The 13,930-nt window shown below is 71.4% G+C and carries 19 protein-coding genes; 8 read left to right on the forward strand and 11 right to left on the reverse strand.

The window, feature by feature from the left end; genetic code table 11:
• The first annotated feature begins 145 nt into the window (after positions 1–145).
• Positions 146–733, forward strand: coding sequence for a GNAT family N-acetyltransferase (locus AB0I54_RS03355; protein WP_363294151.1), 588 nt, complete (start codon positions 146–148; stop codon positions 731–733).
• Between the two features lie 47 nt (positions 734–780).
• Here the strand turns inward: AB0I54_RS03355 and AB0I54_RS03360 are convergent, their stop codons facing one another.
• Positions 781–1,371 carry a TetR family transcriptional regulator gene (locus AB0I54_RS03360; RefSeq protein ID WP_363294152.1) on the reverse strand — a complete coding sequence of 197 codons (591 nt, stop codon included), beginning with the start codon at positions 1,369–1,371 and terminating at the stop codon, positions 781–783.
• Between the two features lie 124 nt (positions 1,372–1,495).
• Here AB0I54_RS03360 and AB0I54_RS03365 point away from each other — a divergent pair, with 124 nt between their 5' ends.
• The 5 genes from AB0I54_RS03365 (at position 1,496) to AB0I54_RS03385 (ending at position 4,463) form a co-directional block, all read left to right on the forward strand.
• Positions 1,496–2,080 (forward strand): dihydrofolate reductase family protein, encoded by a 585-nt coding sequence (locus tag AB0I54_RS03365; protein ID WP_363294153.1) that lies wholly within the window; start codon positions 1,496–1,498, stop codon positions 2,078–2,080.
• 72 nt (positions 2,081–2,152) lie between these two features.
• On the forward strand, positions 2,153–2,350 hold the full coding sequence (locus AB0I54_RS03370; RefSeq protein WP_363294154.1) for a hypothetical protein: 198 nt from the start codon (positions 2,153–2,155) through the stop codon (positions 2,348–2,350).
• 85 nt (positions 2,351–2,435) lie between these two features.
• Positions 2,436–2,852 (forward strand): YciI family protein, encoded by a 417-nt coding sequence (locus AB0I54_RS03375; RefSeq protein ID WP_363294155.1) that lies wholly within the window; start codon positions 2,436–2,438, stop codon positions 2,850–2,852.
• 60 nt (positions 2,853–2,912) lie between these two features.
• Positions 2,913–4,121, forward strand: coding sequence for a sigma-70 family RNA polymerase sigma factor (locus tag AB0I54_RS03380; RefSeq protein WP_363294156.1), 1,209 nt, complete (start codon positions 2,913–2,915; stop codon positions 4,119–4,121).
• 9 nt (positions 4,122–4,130) lie between these two features.
• On the forward strand, positions 4,131–4,463 hold the full coding sequence (locus AB0I54_RS03385; RefSeq protein WP_363294157.1) for a DUF952 domain-containing protein: 333 nt from the start codon (positions 4,131–4,133) through the stop codon (positions 4,461–4,463).
• 246 nt (positions 4,464–4,709) lie between these two features.
• Here the strand turns inward: AB0I54_RS03385 and AB0I54_RS03390 are convergent, their stop codons facing one another.
• The 7 genes from AB0I54_RS03390 to sodN all read right to left on the reverse strand — a co-directional run bounded on the left by AB0I54_RS03390 (position 4,710) and on the right by sodN (position 10,072).
• Positions 4,710–5,462: a VOC family protein gene (locus AB0I54_RS03390; protein ID WP_363294158.1), complete on the reverse strand. Its 753-nt coding sequence runs from the start codon at positions 5,460–5,462 to the stop codon at positions 4,710–4,712.
• 103 nt (positions 5,463–5,565) lie between these two features.
• Positions 5,566–5,982 carry a VOC family protein gene (locus tag AB0I54_RS03395; RefSeq protein ID WP_363294159.1) on the reverse strand — a complete coding sequence of 139 codons (417 nt, stop codon included), beginning with the start codon at positions 5,980–5,982 and terminating at the stop codon, positions 5,566–5,568.
• A 37-nt stretch (positions 5,983–6,019) separates the two neighbouring features.
• Positions 6,020–7,333 carry a Clp protease N-terminal domain-containing protein gene (locus tag AB0I54_RS03400; RefSeq protein ID WP_363294160.1) on the reverse strand — a complete coding sequence of 438 codons (1,314 nt, stop codon included), beginning with the start codon at positions 7,331–7,333 and terminating at the stop codon, positions 6,020–6,022.
• Entirely contained in the window at positions 7,326–8,645 is a 1,320-nt protein-coding gene (locus AB0I54_RS03405; RefSeq protein ID WP_363294161.1) for a tetratricopeptide repeat protein, read from the reverse strand. The genes AB0I54_RS03400 and AB0I54_RS03405 overlap by 8 nt, the downstream gene beginning before the upstream one ends.
• A 1-nt stretch (position 8,646) precedes the next feature.
• The gene (locus AB0I54_RS03410; protein WP_363294162.1) at positions 8,647–9,021 is read right to left on the reverse strand and encodes a hypothetical protein; all 375 of its coding nucleotides are present in this window, start codon (positions 9,019–9,021) and stop codon (positions 8,647–8,649) included.
• A gap of 107 nt (positions 9,022–9,128) precedes the next feature.
• Positions 9,129–9,527 carry a helix-turn-helix transcriptional regulator gene (locus AB0I54_RS03415; RefSeq protein WP_363294163.1) on the reverse strand — a complete coding sequence of 133 codons (399 nt, stop codon included), beginning with the start codon at positions 9,525–9,527 and terminating at the stop codon, positions 9,129–9,131.
• A 149-nt stretch (positions 9,528–9,676) separates the two neighbouring features.
• Positions 9,677–10,072 (reverse strand): superoxide dismutase, Ni, encoded by a 396-nt coding sequence (sodN, locus tag AB0I54_RS03420; protein WP_020136639.1) that lies wholly within the window; start codon positions 10,070–10,072, stop codon positions 9,677–9,679.
• A 145-nt stretch (positions 10,073–10,217) separates the two neighbouring features.
• Here sodN and sodX point away from each other — a divergent pair, with 145 nt between their 5' ends.
• Positions 10,218–10,652, forward strand: a complete 435-nt coding sequence (gene sodX / locus AB0I54_RS03425) for a nickel-type superoxide dismutase maturation protease (RefSeq protein ID WP_363294365.1) — start codon at positions 10,218–10,220, stop codon at positions 10,650–10,652.
• Here the strand turns inward: sodX and AB0I54_RS03430 are convergent.
• Positions 10,556–11,185, reverse strand: a complete 630-nt coding sequence (locus AB0I54_RS03430; protein ID WP_363294164.1) for a CGNR zinc finger domain-containing protein — start codon at positions 11,183–11,185, stop codon at positions 10,556–10,558. The genes sodX and AB0I54_RS03430 overlap by 97 nt on opposite strands.
• 101 nt (positions 11,186–11,286) lie before the next feature.
• Here AB0I54_RS03430 and AB0I54_RS03435 point away from each other — a divergent pair, with 101 nt between their 5' ends.
• Entirely contained in the window at positions 11,287–12,063 is a 777-nt protein-coding gene (locus tag AB0I54_RS03435; protein WP_363294165.1) for a class I SAM-dependent methyltransferase, read from the forward strand.
• Positions 12,064–12,192: 129 nt separating this feature from the next.
• Here AB0I54_RS03435 and AB0I54_RS03440 read toward each other — a convergent pair whose 3' ends face one another.
• Both AB0I54_RS03440 and AB0I54_RS03445 read right to left on the reverse strand, forming a co-directional pair.
• The gene (locus AB0I54_RS03440; protein WP_363294166.1) at positions 12,193–12,993 is read right to left on the reverse strand and encodes an amino acid ABC transporter ATP-binding protein; all 801 of its coding nucleotides are present in this window, start codon (positions 12,991–12,993) and stop codon (positions 12,193–12,195) included.
• Positions 12,990–13,919, reverse strand: a complete 930-nt coding sequence (locus AB0I54_RS03445) for an amino acid ABC transporter permease (RefSeq protein WP_363294167.1) — start codon at positions 13,917–13,919, stop codon at positions 12,990–12,992. Before AB0I54_RS03445 ends, AB0I54_RS03440 begins: the two co-directional genes overlap by 4 nt.
• Positions 13,920–13,930 lie beyond the last annotated feature (11 nt).

A 13,930-nucleotide genomic window follows, 5' to 3' on the forward strand; every position in this document is an offset into this window, starting at 1 on the left:
ACCGGGGGCGCCGGCCCGGCGGGTCCCGCGCATCCCCACGGCGTGCGGGGCCCGCCGTATCCCTGGACCCGCCGTATCCCTGGAACCCGGCACGCTCGGCATCCGTTGGATCGACCGTCGGCTGTGCACGGGAGGCGGGGTGGACATGGGCGTGGGGATCCGGGCGGCGGATGAGGGCGACCGGGAGTCCGTGGTGCGGTTGCTGGACGCGGCCTTCCAGGACGATCCGGTCAGCGGCTGGATCTTCCCGGGTGCGCAGTACCGCCGTACGACGCATCCGCGCCTGATGGCCGAGTTCACCGACGTCGTGCTCGACGAGGGCCGGATCGATGTCACCGAGGACGGCTCGGCGTGCGCGCTGTGGCTGTCCGTGCCGGAGGACGACCACCCCGACGACGAAGCCGCGGCCCGGCTCATGGAGGCGGTCGACCCGGACAACGTACGCCTCGACCTGATAGCCCGGCTGACCGCCGGAGTCCACCCCCGCGGCCGCGCCCATGAATACCTCTGGATGATCGCCGTGACCCCGCAGCGCCAGGGCCGCGGCATGGGCACCGCGCTCCTCGGGTCCGCCCTCGACCGCTGCGATCGCGAGGCCCGCCCGGCCTACCTGGAGGCGAGCAACGCCCGCAGCCGCAGGCTGTACGAGCGACTCGGGTTCGTCACCGGCGAACCCCTCGTCCTGCCGGACGGCCCGCCGATGTGGCCGATGTGGCGCGAGCCGAGCGGCTGAGCGGCTGAGTGGCTGGGGGCTGGGGGCTGGGCGGCTGAGTCGCCGGGCTATCGCGGGGGCACGATCGTCTCCACCAACCGCTCGACCAGGCCGTCGGGGACGTCCACCCCGGGCAGTACGCCGTTCAGGACGCCCGGCAGCGTGAGGTGTTCCAGGATCAGGCCGAGCATCGCGAGATAGAGCACGGCGACGGTCTCGTCGCCGCCGGGCAGGCCGGCCTGCCGGTGGAACTCCATGCCGTATTCCAGTTCGCCACGCACCGACCTGGTGAAGGAGTCGCGGAGCTCCGGGCGCCGGGTGGCCTCCAGGCGCATCTCCAGCAGGGCCAGATAACCCGTGCGGTCCCGGGTCACGCGCCGCATGAGGTCGCGCATCAGGGCCGTCACCAGAGCGCGGTCCTTGGGCGACCGCATCAGCGCGGTGAGCACCTCGGGGTCGGGCGCGAGCCGGGTGTGCAGCCGGGCGTCGATCTGGCGGAGCAGGTCGTCGCGCCCGGTGAAGTAGTTCGAGGCGGTGCCCACCGGCACCCCGGCCCCGGTGTCCACCGCGCGAAATGTCAGCCCGCGCGCCCCTTCGCGCGCGAGCACCTCGATCCCGGCGTCCACCAGGGCGGCCCGGCGCTCCGGATTGCCCGCCATACGGAATCCCCTCTCCCACTTGTCCCGGTCTCCGTCCCGTACCGGAAACATCCTTGCAACCACTACAACCGAAGTACTACAACTGGAGTGGTCAACGCAGCGCAGCCTACGAAAAGAGACCCGCTTGCGAAAGCTCACGTACTTCGTCGCCTGCTCCATCGACGGCTTCATCGGGGACCCGGGCGGCGACGCCTCTTCCATGTTCGCCTTCCTCGACGAGGAGTTCCTGGGGTTCCTGACCTCGACGTACCCCGAGACCATCGCGGCCCAGGGCCGGGAGCCGCTCGGCCTCAAGGGCGCCGGGAACAGGCACTTCGACACCGTGATCCAGGGCCACGGAAGCTACCGGCTCGCCCTCGACATCGGCGTCACCAGCCCCTACGGACATCTGCGCGAGTACGTCGCCTCCCGTACTCTCGGCACCTCGCCCGACGCCAATGTGACGGTGATCGACGACGATCTGGTTGCCGCCGTGCGCGAGTTGAAGGCCGAGGACGGCGAACTCGGCATCTGGCTCTGCGGCGGCTCCCGGATCGCGGGTGAACTGATCGACGAGATCGACGAGATCGTCATCAAGACCTACCCCCAGGTGTACGGCTCCGGCATGCCGATGTTCGGCAGCGGCTTCGCCGTCACCGACTTCGGCCTGGAATCCGTGCGCACGTTCGAGAACGGGGTGCTCGTGCGGACCTACAGCAGAAAGCGCTGAGCTCCTTCGCGCGAGCCGAGCGCCTTCACGCAAGGGGGAGCGCCGCACTCCGGCCCGCCCTACCCTGAGGACATGGACAGCGAAGAACACGTCTGTCCCGTCTGCGGACAGCCCGTCGAAACGGTCGTCCGGCGGCACAAGACGCTCGGCGCCTGGGTCCCCGTGTGGGGTCCCGGCCCCTGCCACAACCCCGACTGCGAGGCCTGCGTAGACCCCGTCGTCGAGCCCCGGCCACCGGAGCCCGATCAATCCGCCGCGAAAAAATCCTGAGCCCGTGTCGCGAATCCCGGCCTGGCTCCGACGTCCCCCGTGAAAGCCGCCCGCAGCGGGTGGCGAGAGCCGAAGGAGCGGACCGATGAAGTACCTCGTGATGGTGCAGGGCACGCAGGCGGACTACGAGGGCATGCGCGGCAAGGCGTCCGAGCACGCCGCGACCTGGACCGAGGAGGAACTCCAGGCCATGTACGCCTACATGGGCGCGATCAACGACGACCTCGCGGAGTCCGGCGAGATCATCGACGCCCAGGGCCTGGCCGAGCCCGCGAGGACCCGGCTGGTCAGCCGGACCCCCGACGGCGGCACGGAGATCACCGACGGCCCGTACAGCGAGACCAAGGAACTGATGGCCGGCTACTGGGTCCTGGAGTGCGAGAGCCTGGAGCGGGTCACGGAGATCGCCGAGCGCGTCAGCCGCTGCCCCGGCCCCAAGGGCCAGACCGGCCACCCGGTGGTGATCCGGCCCATCATGGACGGCGCCGGGGACATCTGCTGAGCCGTATCGACGGCACGAGCACGGCACGAGCACGGGCATGAGCACGGGCATGAGCACGGTATGAACCGCACGACCGAGACCGAGGACCTGCTGCGCCGCCACGCGCCGCAGGTCCTCGGTGCGCTGGTCCGACGGTACGGACACTTCGACGCTGCCGAGGACGCCGTACAGGAGGCGCTCCTCGCGGCCGCCCGGCAGTGGCCGTCGGACGGGGTGCCCGGCAATCCGCGCGGCTGGCTGATCAGGGTCGCGGCACGGCGGCTCGCCGACACCCTGCGCGCCGACGAGGCCCGCCGGGCCCGGGAGGAGCGGGTGGCGCAACTGTCCGCGCGGGTGACCGTCCCGGACCGGGCTCCGCGCGAGGACGACACGCTCTCCCTGCTCTTCCTGTGCTGTCACCCGGACCTGACCGCGCCCGCGCGGATCGGGCTCACCCTGCGCGCGGTCGGCGGCCTGACCACGGCGGAGATCGCCCGTGCGTATCTGGTCCCCGAGGCGACGATGGCCCAGCGCATCAGCCGGGCCAAGCAGAAGGTGCGCTCGGTCGGCTTCGGGCGGCCGGACAACTGGGAGCTGCGCCTGCCCGCCGTGCTGCACACGCTGTACCTGATCTTCAACGAGGGCTACACGGCCACCTCCGGCGCGAGCCTCCAGCGCCGGGACCTGGCCGGCGAGGCGATCCGGCTGACCCGCACCGTCCACCGTCTCCTCCCCGACGACGGCGAGGTGGCGGGTCTGCTCGCCCTGATGCTGCTCACCGACGCCCGCCGCGAGGCGCGCACCGGCCCGCACGGCGAGCTCGTACCGCTCGACGAACAGGACCGTGACCGCTGGGACCGGGCGGCGATCGAGGAGGGTGTCGCCCTCGTCACCCGGGCGCTGTCCCGGGGACCGGCCGGGCCGTACGGGCTGCGCGCGGCGATCGCGGCCGTGCACGACGAGGCGCCGTCCGCCGACGCCACGGACTGGCGGGAGATCCTCGGCCTGTACGACCTCCTGGTCCGCCTGGTCCCCGGTCCCGTCGAACGCCTCAACCGCGCGGTCGCCGTGGCCATGGTGCACGGCCCACGCGCCGCGCTGGCAGAAGTGGACGCGCTGGAGGGCGAGTTGGGTGGCAGTCACCGACTGGACGCGGTCCGGGGGCACCTCCTGGAGCGCGCGGGCGAGTACGCGTCCGCCCGGGCCGCCTACGAAGCGGCCGCCGCCCGCACCCTGAGCCTGCCGGAGCAGCGGTATCTGCGGTCGCGGGCGGCGCGACTGACGCCGTAGCGTGGCCGCATGCCGAAACTGCCCCACATCCTCCACATCACCGAGCGCTCCCTGTGGGACGCGGCCCGCGAGCGCGGCACCTACGAGATCTCCACTCGCGGCCGCACCCTCCAGGAGCAGGGCTTCATCCACTTCTCCACCCGCGACCAGCTCCCGCGCGTGGCGTCCTTCGTGTACGGCTCCTACGACGGCCCGGACGAACTGGTGGTCCTGGTCGTGGACCCCGCCCTGGTCGGCGTACCCGTGAAGTACGAGGCCATGGAGCCGGGCGGCGAGGAGTTCCCGCACGTGTACGGCCCCGTCCCGGTCGACGCCGTGGTGGATGTGGAGCCCTGGGGGTGACCGGGGAGGGGGGACGCCGCCGTCGGTCATGGCGCTGGGTCGTGTCGGTGTGGGCGGTGGCCGTGGTCGGCGGGGGAGTGCTCACCCTGTGGCTTCAGGACTCGACCGAGCCGCGGGAGCCGTACAGCCGGCAGGAGACCCACGACTCCCCGGCGCCACCGCTCCGGCAGGACGCGGACGACAGCGGGTGCCCGTCGGCATCTCCCAGGCCCGACGGGCCGGTGGCGACCCTTTGCGCGGTCTCGACTATGCGTCGCTGACCGACGGCGACGGCAGCGTGCCCGTCTCCGGGTCGCGTCCGGTCAGGCAGTACGTGCCGCCCGCCGGGTCGCGCAGCACCGTCCAGTGGGTGCCGCGGGCGACGAGCGCGGCCCCCAGTTCCTCGTGACGGGCGCGGGTCGCCTCGATGTCCGCGCAGGCCAGGTCGAGATGGGCGGAGGCGGGCCGCTCGTCGCCGAGGCGCTGCAGGAGGACACGGACGGGCAGCCCGGACGGCGGCCTGAGCACCCGGAACTCCGGGAGCGAGCCGGTCAGCAGGTCCCAGCCCGTCAGCCCCGCCCAGAAGGCGGCCTCGGCCTCGTACGCGGACGGCGCGATGTCCAGGCACACCTGGTCCAGCCGGCTGCCCGCCACCACCGGCGGCCGCACCGACTCCCCGTGCCACGGCACCGCGCAGAACAACTGCCCGGCGGGCGAGCGCAGTACGGCCCACCCCTCGTGCCCGGTGACCACAGCGGCGCCCAGCTTCCGGGCCGATGCCACGAACTCCGCCATGTCCTCCACCGAGAAGTCGAGATGCGCGCCGCCCTCGCCGGAGACGACCCCCTGGACCTTCACACAGGCGTCGGTGCCGTCCTCGGGCACCAGGGTCACGAACTCCTGCTGATCTCCCCGGAGTTCGGACAGCCGGGTGCCGGTGACCGCGGTCCAGAAGGCGTGGGTCGCGGCGAGGCGTGCGGCGGGGCGGTCGACGAAGGCGTAGGTCCAGCGGATTGTCATGGAGCGATCGTAGGCGCGGCGGTCCCGCGCACCAGCTGCCCGTACGCCTGCCCGTACGCCTGCCCGTACATCTGCCTGCACTCCTGCCCGGTCACCCGCCCCGTCACTTGTCCGCGCGCTCCATGAACCGCAGCATGTTCCCGGCCGGGTCCCGGAACGCGCAGTCGCGCACCCCGTACGGCTGGTCCATCGGCTCCTGGAGCACATCCGCACCGGCTGCCTCGACCCTGGCGTACAGGGCGTCGCAGTCGGTGGTGGTGAAGATGACCCCGCGCAGCATGCCCTTGGCGAGCAGCTCGGCCATCGCCTGCCGGTCGGCGGGGGAGGCGTCCGGGTTCGCGCCGGGCGGCTCCAGCACGATCTCCACGTCCGGCTGGAGCGGTGAGCCGACGGTGACCCACCGCATGCCCTCGAAGCCCACGTCGTTGCGGACTTCCATGCCGAGCACGTCGACGTAGAAGGCGAGGGCCTTGTCGTGGTCGTCGACGGCGATGAAGCACTGTTTGAGTTTCAGGTCCATGGCCTCACGCTAGGGCGGTTGCGCGGGCCGCGCCCGTTCAACTCATGGACCAGACGGAAGGGTCGTGCCGGACGGGGATGGCGGGCCGGCGGGGCGGGGTCCGGATGCCGGAGTAGGCGGCGAGGGCCTGGGAGACGTCGGCGTCGGTCACTTCCAGGGGCCGGCCCGGGGACACGTCCGAGCGTGCGGCGCGGATCCGGGCCAGGGCTCCGGCTTCGTCCAGCAGTCCGATGGCCGCTCCGGGGAGCGCCTGATCGGGGACGTGGTGGCGGGCCAGTGTCGCGGCGGCCGCCAGGGCCTCGTTGGTGAGGACCGCGTGGTGGTGGCTCTCCAGGCGCCCCCGGACGGCGCGCAGGATCTCCCGTACGTCCTCCGCGGGTGGCTCCTCGACGAAGATCGGTTGGACGAGGCGGTCGAGGCCGGGGTCCGGGTCCCGGTGCTCGTACTCCGTGCGGCCGCAGTCGCCGAGCACGAACACCTCCGGTGCTTCGAGCACGGAACGGAAGAGGCCGAGCGGCGTGGTCGTGCCCTCGGACAGGTGCAGGGGGGTGAGAGCGCCGCTGAGGTGGAGCACGAGGGGCGCACTGTCCCCGGCCTCGCTCAGCAGCTCCGTGACCAGGGCGCTGCCCCGGGCCCGGTGCCGCGGATCGGCGAGCACGGCGGCGAGGTCCAGGGCCCGCACGGTACGGCCCCGCAGGGCCGGCGGCACGCGTCCCTCGGCGATCGCGAGGGCGACTTTCCGGGCCACGGCCTCCTTGCCGACACCGGGTTCGCCGATCAGGAGGGGCACGTTGCGTCGGTGGCGGGTGAGGGTCCGGATGACGCGGTCGACCTCGTGCGTGCGGCCGACGACGGGGGCTGTCACGGCGCCCAGGTCGCGGGTGACGGACGAGAGGGGGCCGCGGAGCTGTGGGGCCGGGGCAGGGCGGTCGTTCAGCTGCCGCAAGCGATTCAGGTCCGCGCCGTTCCGCTGGAGGACGCCCGTCACGGTGCCGTTGCCCTGGGCGAGCAGCGCGCGTAGCACGTGTGCCGGCTCGACGGTCGTGGCTTTGAGGCGGGCGGCCTCACGGGGTGCGAGTTCGAGCACGGACCTGGTCTCCGCGGCGAGGGGCATGAACCCCCCTTGCTCGGTGGCCCCCGCACCGAGGGCCTTCCGCATCGAGTCACGTATCCGCGCGGCCGGGGCGCCGGTCAGGCTCTCGATCTCCGCTGCGGTGCCGTCAGGCGTGTCGTCGAGCAGGGCCAGCAGGAGGTGCCCCGGCGCGACGGAGTGGTGACGGAGCCGACGGGCGTACGCCTCGGCGCGCTGCACGACCTGCCGCGCCCCCTCCCCGAACCCGTCGTCAGCCATTCCCGTCCCCCTCCACCCCCGCCAGATCCTCCTGGGCCCTGCGCGTGTGCGGATGCTCCGCCCCCAGCACCCGCTCCCGCTCCACCACCAGCTGCCGCAGCAGTGCCAGCGCCTCGTCCCGCCCGCCCGTCAGGGCGAGATTCCGGGCCAGGATGTGCCGCGTGCGCAGGGTGTGCGGATGTTCCGCGCCCAGGACCCGGCACCGGTCGGCGAGCAGGACCCTCAGCATGCCGACGGCCTCCTCCCGGTGCCCCGCCTCGCCCAGGTTCACGGCGAGGAACTGCCGGGTGCGGAGCGTGTCCTCGTGGTCCGGGCCGAGCAGCCGCAGCTGTTCGGCGAGGAGCTGCCGGAGCAGCCCCGCGGCCTGCACCGGGGTGCCCGCGCCGCCCAGGCTGTGGGCGTAGGACTGGCGGGTGCGCAGGGTGTCGGCGTGCTCGGGTCCGTGGATCCTGGTCTGTTCGTCGAGGATCTTCTGGAGCTGCTCCGCCGCGCCCTTCCAGTCCCCGGCCTTGCCGTGCTCGACCGCGGCGATCTGCTGCCGGCGCAGTTCGGGTCCGGCTGTCGCGGCGAAGGCGCGGTTGATGGTGAGGGCGATCTCGTGTGCGGTTCCTGCGGCGCGGTTGAGCGGGGTGGGCAGGCCCTCGGCCGCCATGATCGCCCGGAGCCGGCGGTAGAGGTCGTCGATCGTGAGCAGTTCGGGCCCGCCGACCACCCCCTCGCGCAGCAGCCGCATGAGCCTCCCGGAGAACGCGGTGTGCTCCTCCTCCGGCAGCGCGAGGGCGACCTGGTCGCGCTGCGCCGAGGTCAGCACGTAGGTGCCCGCCACCGCGAGCTGCCCGAGCCGCTCGGCGTCGCCGCCTCCGGCCAGGGAGTCGCCCAGGGCACGGCCGGAGAAGCAGCAGTCCAGGACGACCAGCTTGGTCCTGGCCGGACTGTCGAGCACGGCGTCGCGCAGCTTCTCGTACTCCAGGGAGTTGAACTCGGGCGCGGCCCACTCGCTGTCGGGCAGCGCCAGATGGAGGGCGTGGCGCCGGCCGCCGACCAGGCCGTGCCCGGCGTAGTGGACGAGGAGCAGGTCCTCCGCCTCGGCCACGGCCGCCCGCAGCCGTCCGCCGACGGTGCGCAGGTCGCCGTCGTCGAGCAGCACCGTGCAGTGGCTGTCCGGGACCAGCCCGTAGTACGGGTCGGTGAGGAGTCCGGCCAGGTCGGTGATGGTGCGGTGGACGGACGGGAGGTCGGGCAGGTCCGGGTCGGAGTACCGGCTCGCGCCGATCAGTACGACCCGGGAGCGGTGGGGGTCGGGAAGGCGCACGTCACTCCCGTACGTCCTGGTCCGGACCCTCCTGGAGGATCCGCCGCAGCAGGCCTTCCAGATCCTCGCCGCGCACCCGCTCGGCGTCGATCTCGACGCCGGAGCCGTCCGCGCGCCGTACCTCCAGGCGTACGTCGCTGCGACGCGGCTGCGTGATCCAGGCGCGCAGGCAGGAGGCGAGCACCGTGAGCGGGCCGCCCGCGCCGAGGAGCACGGTCACCGTGTCGAGCGCGGTGCCCAGTTGCCCGGGCTCGGGTCCGGCGCCGTCGAGGCGGACCTTCCCGGCGAGTGCCGGCTCGCCCCTGAGCCAGTCCGTGAGGGACTCGGCGTCCGTGATCGGGTCCCGGCTCAGGACGGATATGCGTGCAGTCGCCACGGCTCCCCCGGCTCTCATCAAAGACCTTGACGGGCAACGTTGTTGAGAGATCCCAGTGTAGGGCCGTGGGGCGGGAGAGGCCGGGATGCCGTCAGTCCGGGATGCTGTCAGTAGGGGCGGCGCCGCGGACGGGTGAAGGTACGGGCGACACAGGACGGGATCACCGCGCTCTCCTCGTGCGACCGGGCCCGGTAGGCGCTCGGGGTCTCGCCGACCAGCTCCGTGAACCGGGAGCTGAAGGAGCCGAGCGAGGTACAGCCGACGGCGAGGCAGACCTCCGTGACGCTGAGGTCGCCGCGGCGCAGCAGGGTCTTGGCCCGCTCGATACGACGGGTCATCAGATAGCTGTACGGCGTCTCGCCGTACGCCTCGCGGAAGCTGCGCTGGAAGTGCCCCGGGGACATCAGCGCGGTGCGCGCGAGCTCGGCGATGTCGAGCGGCTCGGCGTACTCGCGGTCCATACGGTCGCGCGCCCGCCGCAGCCGCACCAGGTCCTCGATGCTCACCCCTTCAGCTTCGCACAGGAGCACGCGGCCGGGTCCCCCGGCTTTCGACGACCCCGCTCCCCCGCCGACGGACGGCGAAGGGGCCCGGCCGGGTCTTCGGCAGGGCCCCTTCACAAGTGCTCCGGAAGGACCGGGATCCTGATACGGGATCAGGCCTTCTTGGTCTCCCAGAAGATCTTGTCGATCTGGGCGATGTAGTCCAGGGCCTTCTGGCCGGTCGCCGGGTCGGTGGACGCCTTGGCGGCCGAGAGGGCCTTCAGGGTGTCGTTGACCAGCTGGTGCAGCTCCGGGTACTTCTCGAAGTGCGGGGGCTTGAAGTAGTCGCTCCAGAGCACCGAGACGTGGTGCTTCGCGAGCTCGGCACGCTGCTCCTTGATGACCGTGGCACGTGCCTGGAAGTGCGGGTCGTCGTTGGCGGCCATCTTCTCCTGGACGGCCTTCACCGACTCCGCCTCGATGCGGGCCTGGGCCGGGTCGTACACACCGCAGGGCAGGTCGCAGTGTGCGCTGACCTTGACCTTGGGGGCAAACAGGCGGGAAAGCATGGAGCATTCCTTCCTCGTGATCGTCTTCTCAGGTGGGACATTACTCCCTGAGGGACGGGTTTTCGCGAGTGCCCCCTTGGGCTTAGGACAAAAGTCCGGGGTCAGACTGAGACTGGTGGAGGAACGGACCGGGGAGGTGCCGGGGATGCCGGAGCTGTCGCAGGAGACCGAGCGGGGGAGGGCGGTGACGCCTTTCGGACTGGCCGAGGTGACCGGGCCGTCCATGGTGCCCACGCTCCACCACGGGGACCAGCTCGTGGTGCACTACGGGGCCCGGATCAGGCCCGGTGACGTCGTGGTCCTGCGCCACCCGTTCCAGCAGGACCTGCTCGTCGTCAAGCGGGCCGCCGAGCGGCGCGAGGGCGGCTGGTGGGTCCTCGGGGACAATCCGTACGCCGGAGGGGACAGCACCGACTACGGGACCGTGCCGGAGGACCTGATCCTCGGCCGGGTCCGGCTGCGCTACCGGCCGCTCCGCCGCGATCAGCGCTCGCCGCTCGCGCTGGTGCGCTGGGCGCTCTCGGCCGCCAGGCCCGTCCTGTCCGGGCGGTCGGCCTCCAGGCGCTTGCGGGCCCGGTAGGCGGCCACGTTGGCGCGGGTCGCGCAGCGGTCGGAGCAGTAGCGCCGGGAGCGGTTCGTCGACGTGTCCAGATAGGCGTTGCGGCAGGGGGGCGCCTGGCACAGGCCCAGGCGGTCCACGCCGTACTCGGTCAGATGGAACGCGAGGCCCATCGCCGCGATCGCCGCGTACCCCGCGGTCGCGTTCGACGGGTGGTCGGCGAGGTGCATGTGCCACAGCGGACGGCCGTCGTCGTCCCGGAAGTCGTGCCCGGAGATCTGCGGGCTCACCGGGAACTCCAGCAGGAGCGAGTTCAGCAGGTCCACCGCGAGCGTCTCGTCGCCCTTGTCGGCGGCCTCGAAGACCGCTCGCAGCCGGGCCCGTACGGAGCGGAAGCGCGTGACGTCCGCGTCGGTGGCGCGACGGGCCGCGGACTGGTTGCCGCCGAACAGATCGCGGACGGCCTCGACCGAGGTCAGGGTGTCCTTGCCCCGGGCCGGTTCCTCGCTGTTGACGAGACGGACGGCGTAATCCGAGTAATAGGCCAGTTCCACTTGTAGTCCTTACGGGGGCGCTCTATGGTCGTGGGGTGCGGTCGAGTAATAGACGGTCGTGCCTACAGGGTATTACGCGATCGACGGGGTGGAGGAGTTCGATGACGAACGCGGACGCGCACATGGTGGCGGCCGGCGCGGACTGGCCGGCCTGGCAGGAGAGCTGGGACCGGCAGCAGGAGTGGTACATGCCGGACCGCGAGGAACGCTTCCGGATCATGCTCGACATGGTCGAGGCCCTCGTCGGGACCGCGCCCCGCGTGCTGGACCTGGCCTGCGGCACGGGCACCATCACCGCGCGGCTGCTGCACAGGTTCCCGCAGGCCACCAGCACCGGCGTCGACCTCGACCCGGCCCTCCTCGCCATCGCCGAGGGCACCTTCGCCGGTGACGGGCGGGTCGGCTTCATGACCGCCGACCTCAAGGACCCGGACTGGCCCGCGAAGCTGCCGTACGACTCGTACGACGCCGTCCTGACCGCCACGGCCCTGCACTGGCTGCACAGCGAACCCCTCGCGGCTCTCTACGGTCAGGTCGCGGAACTGGTCCGCGACGGCGGTGTCTTCATGAACGCGGACCACATGATCGACGAGTCCACGCCGCGGATCAACGCTGCCGAGCGCGCGGGGCGTCACGCCCGTATGGATCAGGCCAAGCGGGACGGCGCGCTCGACTGGGCCGAATGGTGGCAGCTCGCCGCCAAGGACCCGGTCCTCGCCGGGCCGACCGCTCGGCGCTTCGAGATCTACGGCGAGCACGCCGACGGCGACATGCCCTCGGCCGCCTGGCACGCGCGCGTGCTGCGCGAGAAGGGCTTCGCCGAGGCCCGGCCGGTGTGGTGCTCGCCCTCGGACACGCTGCTTCTCGCGCTCAAGTAGGCGACAGGCGGGCTCGACGGCACGGCGAAAGGCGGTACGGCGCTAGGACAGGCGGTACGGCGAAGGGCGGTACGGGAAATCCCGTACCGCCCTTTCTCGCAGCGCAGTGTCAGAGAACCTCAGCCGGCCTCAGAGGACCTTGGACAGGAACGACTTCGTCCGGTCGTGCTGCGGGTTCGTCAGGACGTCGCGCGGGTGGCCGGACTCGACCACCAGACCGTCGTCCATGAACACCAGCGAGTCGCCCACCTCACGCGCGAAGCCCATCTCGTGCGTGACGACGATCATCGTCATACCGTCCTCGGCCAGGTCCCGCATCACATCGAGGACCTCGCCGACCAGCTCCGGGTCGAGGGCCGAGGTCGGCTCGTCGAAGAGCATCAGCTTCGGCTGCATCGCCAGCGCGCGGGCGATGGCGACACGCTGCTGCTGACCACCGGAGAGCTGCGCCGGGTAGTGGCCCTTGCGGTCGCCGAGGCCCACCCGGTCCAGCAGCCGCTCGGCCCGCTCCCGGGCGACCGCCTTGGTCTCGCCCTTGACCTGGACCGGAGCCTCCATGACGTTCTCCAGAGCCGTCATGTGCGGGAAGAGGTTGAAGCGCTGGAACACCATGCCGATGTCCCGTCGCTGCGCCGCGACCTCCTTCTCCTTCAGCTCGTAGAGCTTGTCGCCCTTCTGGCGGTAGCCGACCAGGTCACCGTCGACGTACAGCCGGCCGGCGCTGATCTTCTCCAGGTGGTTGATGCACCGCAGGAAGGTGGACTTGCCGGAACCGGACGGGCCGATCAGGCAGAACACCTCGCGCGGGTTCACCACCAGGTCGATGCCCTTGAGGATGTGCGCCAGCCCGAAGGACTTGTGCACGCCCTCGGCCTTGACCATCGGCGCACCGCTCGTCGGCTGTGCGATGTCCTTGCTCAGACCGGTCATCGGGCCACCTCCGGGCGGCGGAAAGAACCGAACAGTCGGAGGTTCTTCTTCAGACGCTGGAACGGGGTCGGCGGCAGGTTCCGCGTCGAGCCGCGGGCGTAACGGCGTTCGAGGTAGTACTGGCCGACGCTGAAGACGCTGGTGAGGATCAGGTACCAGATCGACGCGACGAAGTACATCTCGACGACCGCCAGCGAGGTGCTGGAGATGTCCGTGGCACGCTTGATCAGTTCATTGAACTGTACCGCGTAGGCCAGCGACGAGGTCTTCAGCATGTTGATGAACTCGTTGCCGGTGGGCGGCACGATCACCCGCATCGCCTGCGGCAGGACCACCCGGCGCAGGGTCTTGCCGCTGGTCATGCCCAGTGCGTGGGACGCCTCGGTCTGTCCCAGGTCGACCGACTGGATGCCGGCCCGGACGATCTCCGACATGTACGCGGCCTCGTTCAGACCGAGGCCCAGCAGCGCCGCCAGGAACGGCGTCATGACCTGGTTCATCTCGTCCTTGTAGAACCCCAGGTTGAGGATGGGGAACACGAGGGAGAGGTTGTACCAGAGCAGCAGCTGCACCAGCACCGGAGTGCCGCGGAAGAACCAGATGTACAGCCACGCCACGGTGCTGGTCACCGGGTTCGACGACATCCGCATCACCGCGAGGATGACGCCGAGCACGAGGCCCAGCACCATCGCGAGCACCGAGATGTACAGCGTGTGCCAGACGCCGGACAGGATGGTGGCATCCGTCAGGTAGTCCGGGATGATGCTGTAGTTGATGTTCGCGTTGGAGAACGCCAGACCGATCAGCACCAGGACGGCGACGACGCCGGCGCCCGCCACCCAGCGGCCGTAGTGGCGCACCGGGATCGCCTTGATCTGCTCCGGCGGCACCGTTGACGCCGGAATCTTGTCGACCTTGTCAGTCACAGGGACAGCCC

The sequence above is a fragment of the Streptomyces sp. NPDC050625 genome (assembly GCF_040654755.1).
In the GTDB taxonomy this organism is placed as follows: Bacteria; Actinomycetota; Actinomycetes; order Streptomycetales; family Streptomycetaceae; genus Streptomyces.

Excerpts from the sequence above, each read along its gene's own strand:
- AB0I54_RS03375 (WP_363294155.1), top strand. The coding sequence starts at position 2,436 with ATGAAGTACCTCGTGATGGTGCAGGGCACGCAGGCGGACTACGAGGGC.
- AB0I54_RS03385 (WP_363294157.1), top strand. The coding sequence starts at position 4,131 with ATGCCGAAACTGCCCCACATCCTCCACATCACCGAGCGCTCCCTGTGG.
- AB0I54_RS03400 (WP_363294160.1), bottom strand. The coding sequence starts at position 7,333 with ATGGCTGACGACGGGTTCGGGGAGGGGGCGCGGCAGGTCGTGCAGCGC.
- AB0I54_RS03395 (WP_363294159.1), bottom strand. The coding sequence starts at position 5,982 with ATGGACCTGAAACTCAAACAGTGCTTCATCGCCGTCGACGACCACGAC.
- AB0I54_RS03380 (WP_363294156.1), top strand. The coding sequence starts at position 2,913 with ATGAACCGCACGACCGAGACCGAGGACCTGCTGCGCCGCCACGCGCCG.
- AB0I54_RS03440 (WP_363294166.1), bottom strand. The coding sequence starts at position 12,993 with ATGACCGGTCTGAGCAAGGACATCGCACAGCCGACGAGCGGTGCGCCG.
- sodX (WP_363294365.1), top strand. The coding sequence starts at position 10,218 with ATGCCGGAGCTGTCGCAGGAGACCGAGCGGGGGAGGGCGGTGACGCCT.
- AB0I54_RS03370 (WP_363294154.1), top strand. The coding sequence starts at position 2,153 with ATGGACAGCGAAGAACACGTCTGTCCCGTCTGCGGACAGCCCGTCGAA.
- AB0I54_RS03360 (WP_363294152.1), bottom strand. The coding sequence starts at position 1,371 with ATGGCGGGCAATCCGGAGCGCCGGGCCGCCCTGGTGGACGCCGGGATC.
- sodN (WP_020136639.1), bottom strand. The coding sequence starts at position 10,072 with ATGCTTTCCCGCCTGTTTGCCCCCAAGGTCAAGGTCAGCGCACACTGC.
- AB0I54_RS03355 (WP_363294151.1), top strand. The coding sequence starts at position 146 with ATGGGCGTGGGGATCCGGGCGGCGGATGAGGGCGACCGGGAGTCCGTG.
- AB0I54_RS03390 (WP_363294158.1), bottom strand. The coding sequence starts at position 5,462 with ATGACAATCCGCTGGACCTACGCCTTCGTCGACCGCCCCGCCGCACGC.
- AB0I54_RS03435 (WP_363294165.1), top strand. The coding sequence starts at position 11,287 with ATGACGAACGCGGACGCGCACATGGTGGCGGCCGGCGCGGACTGGCCG.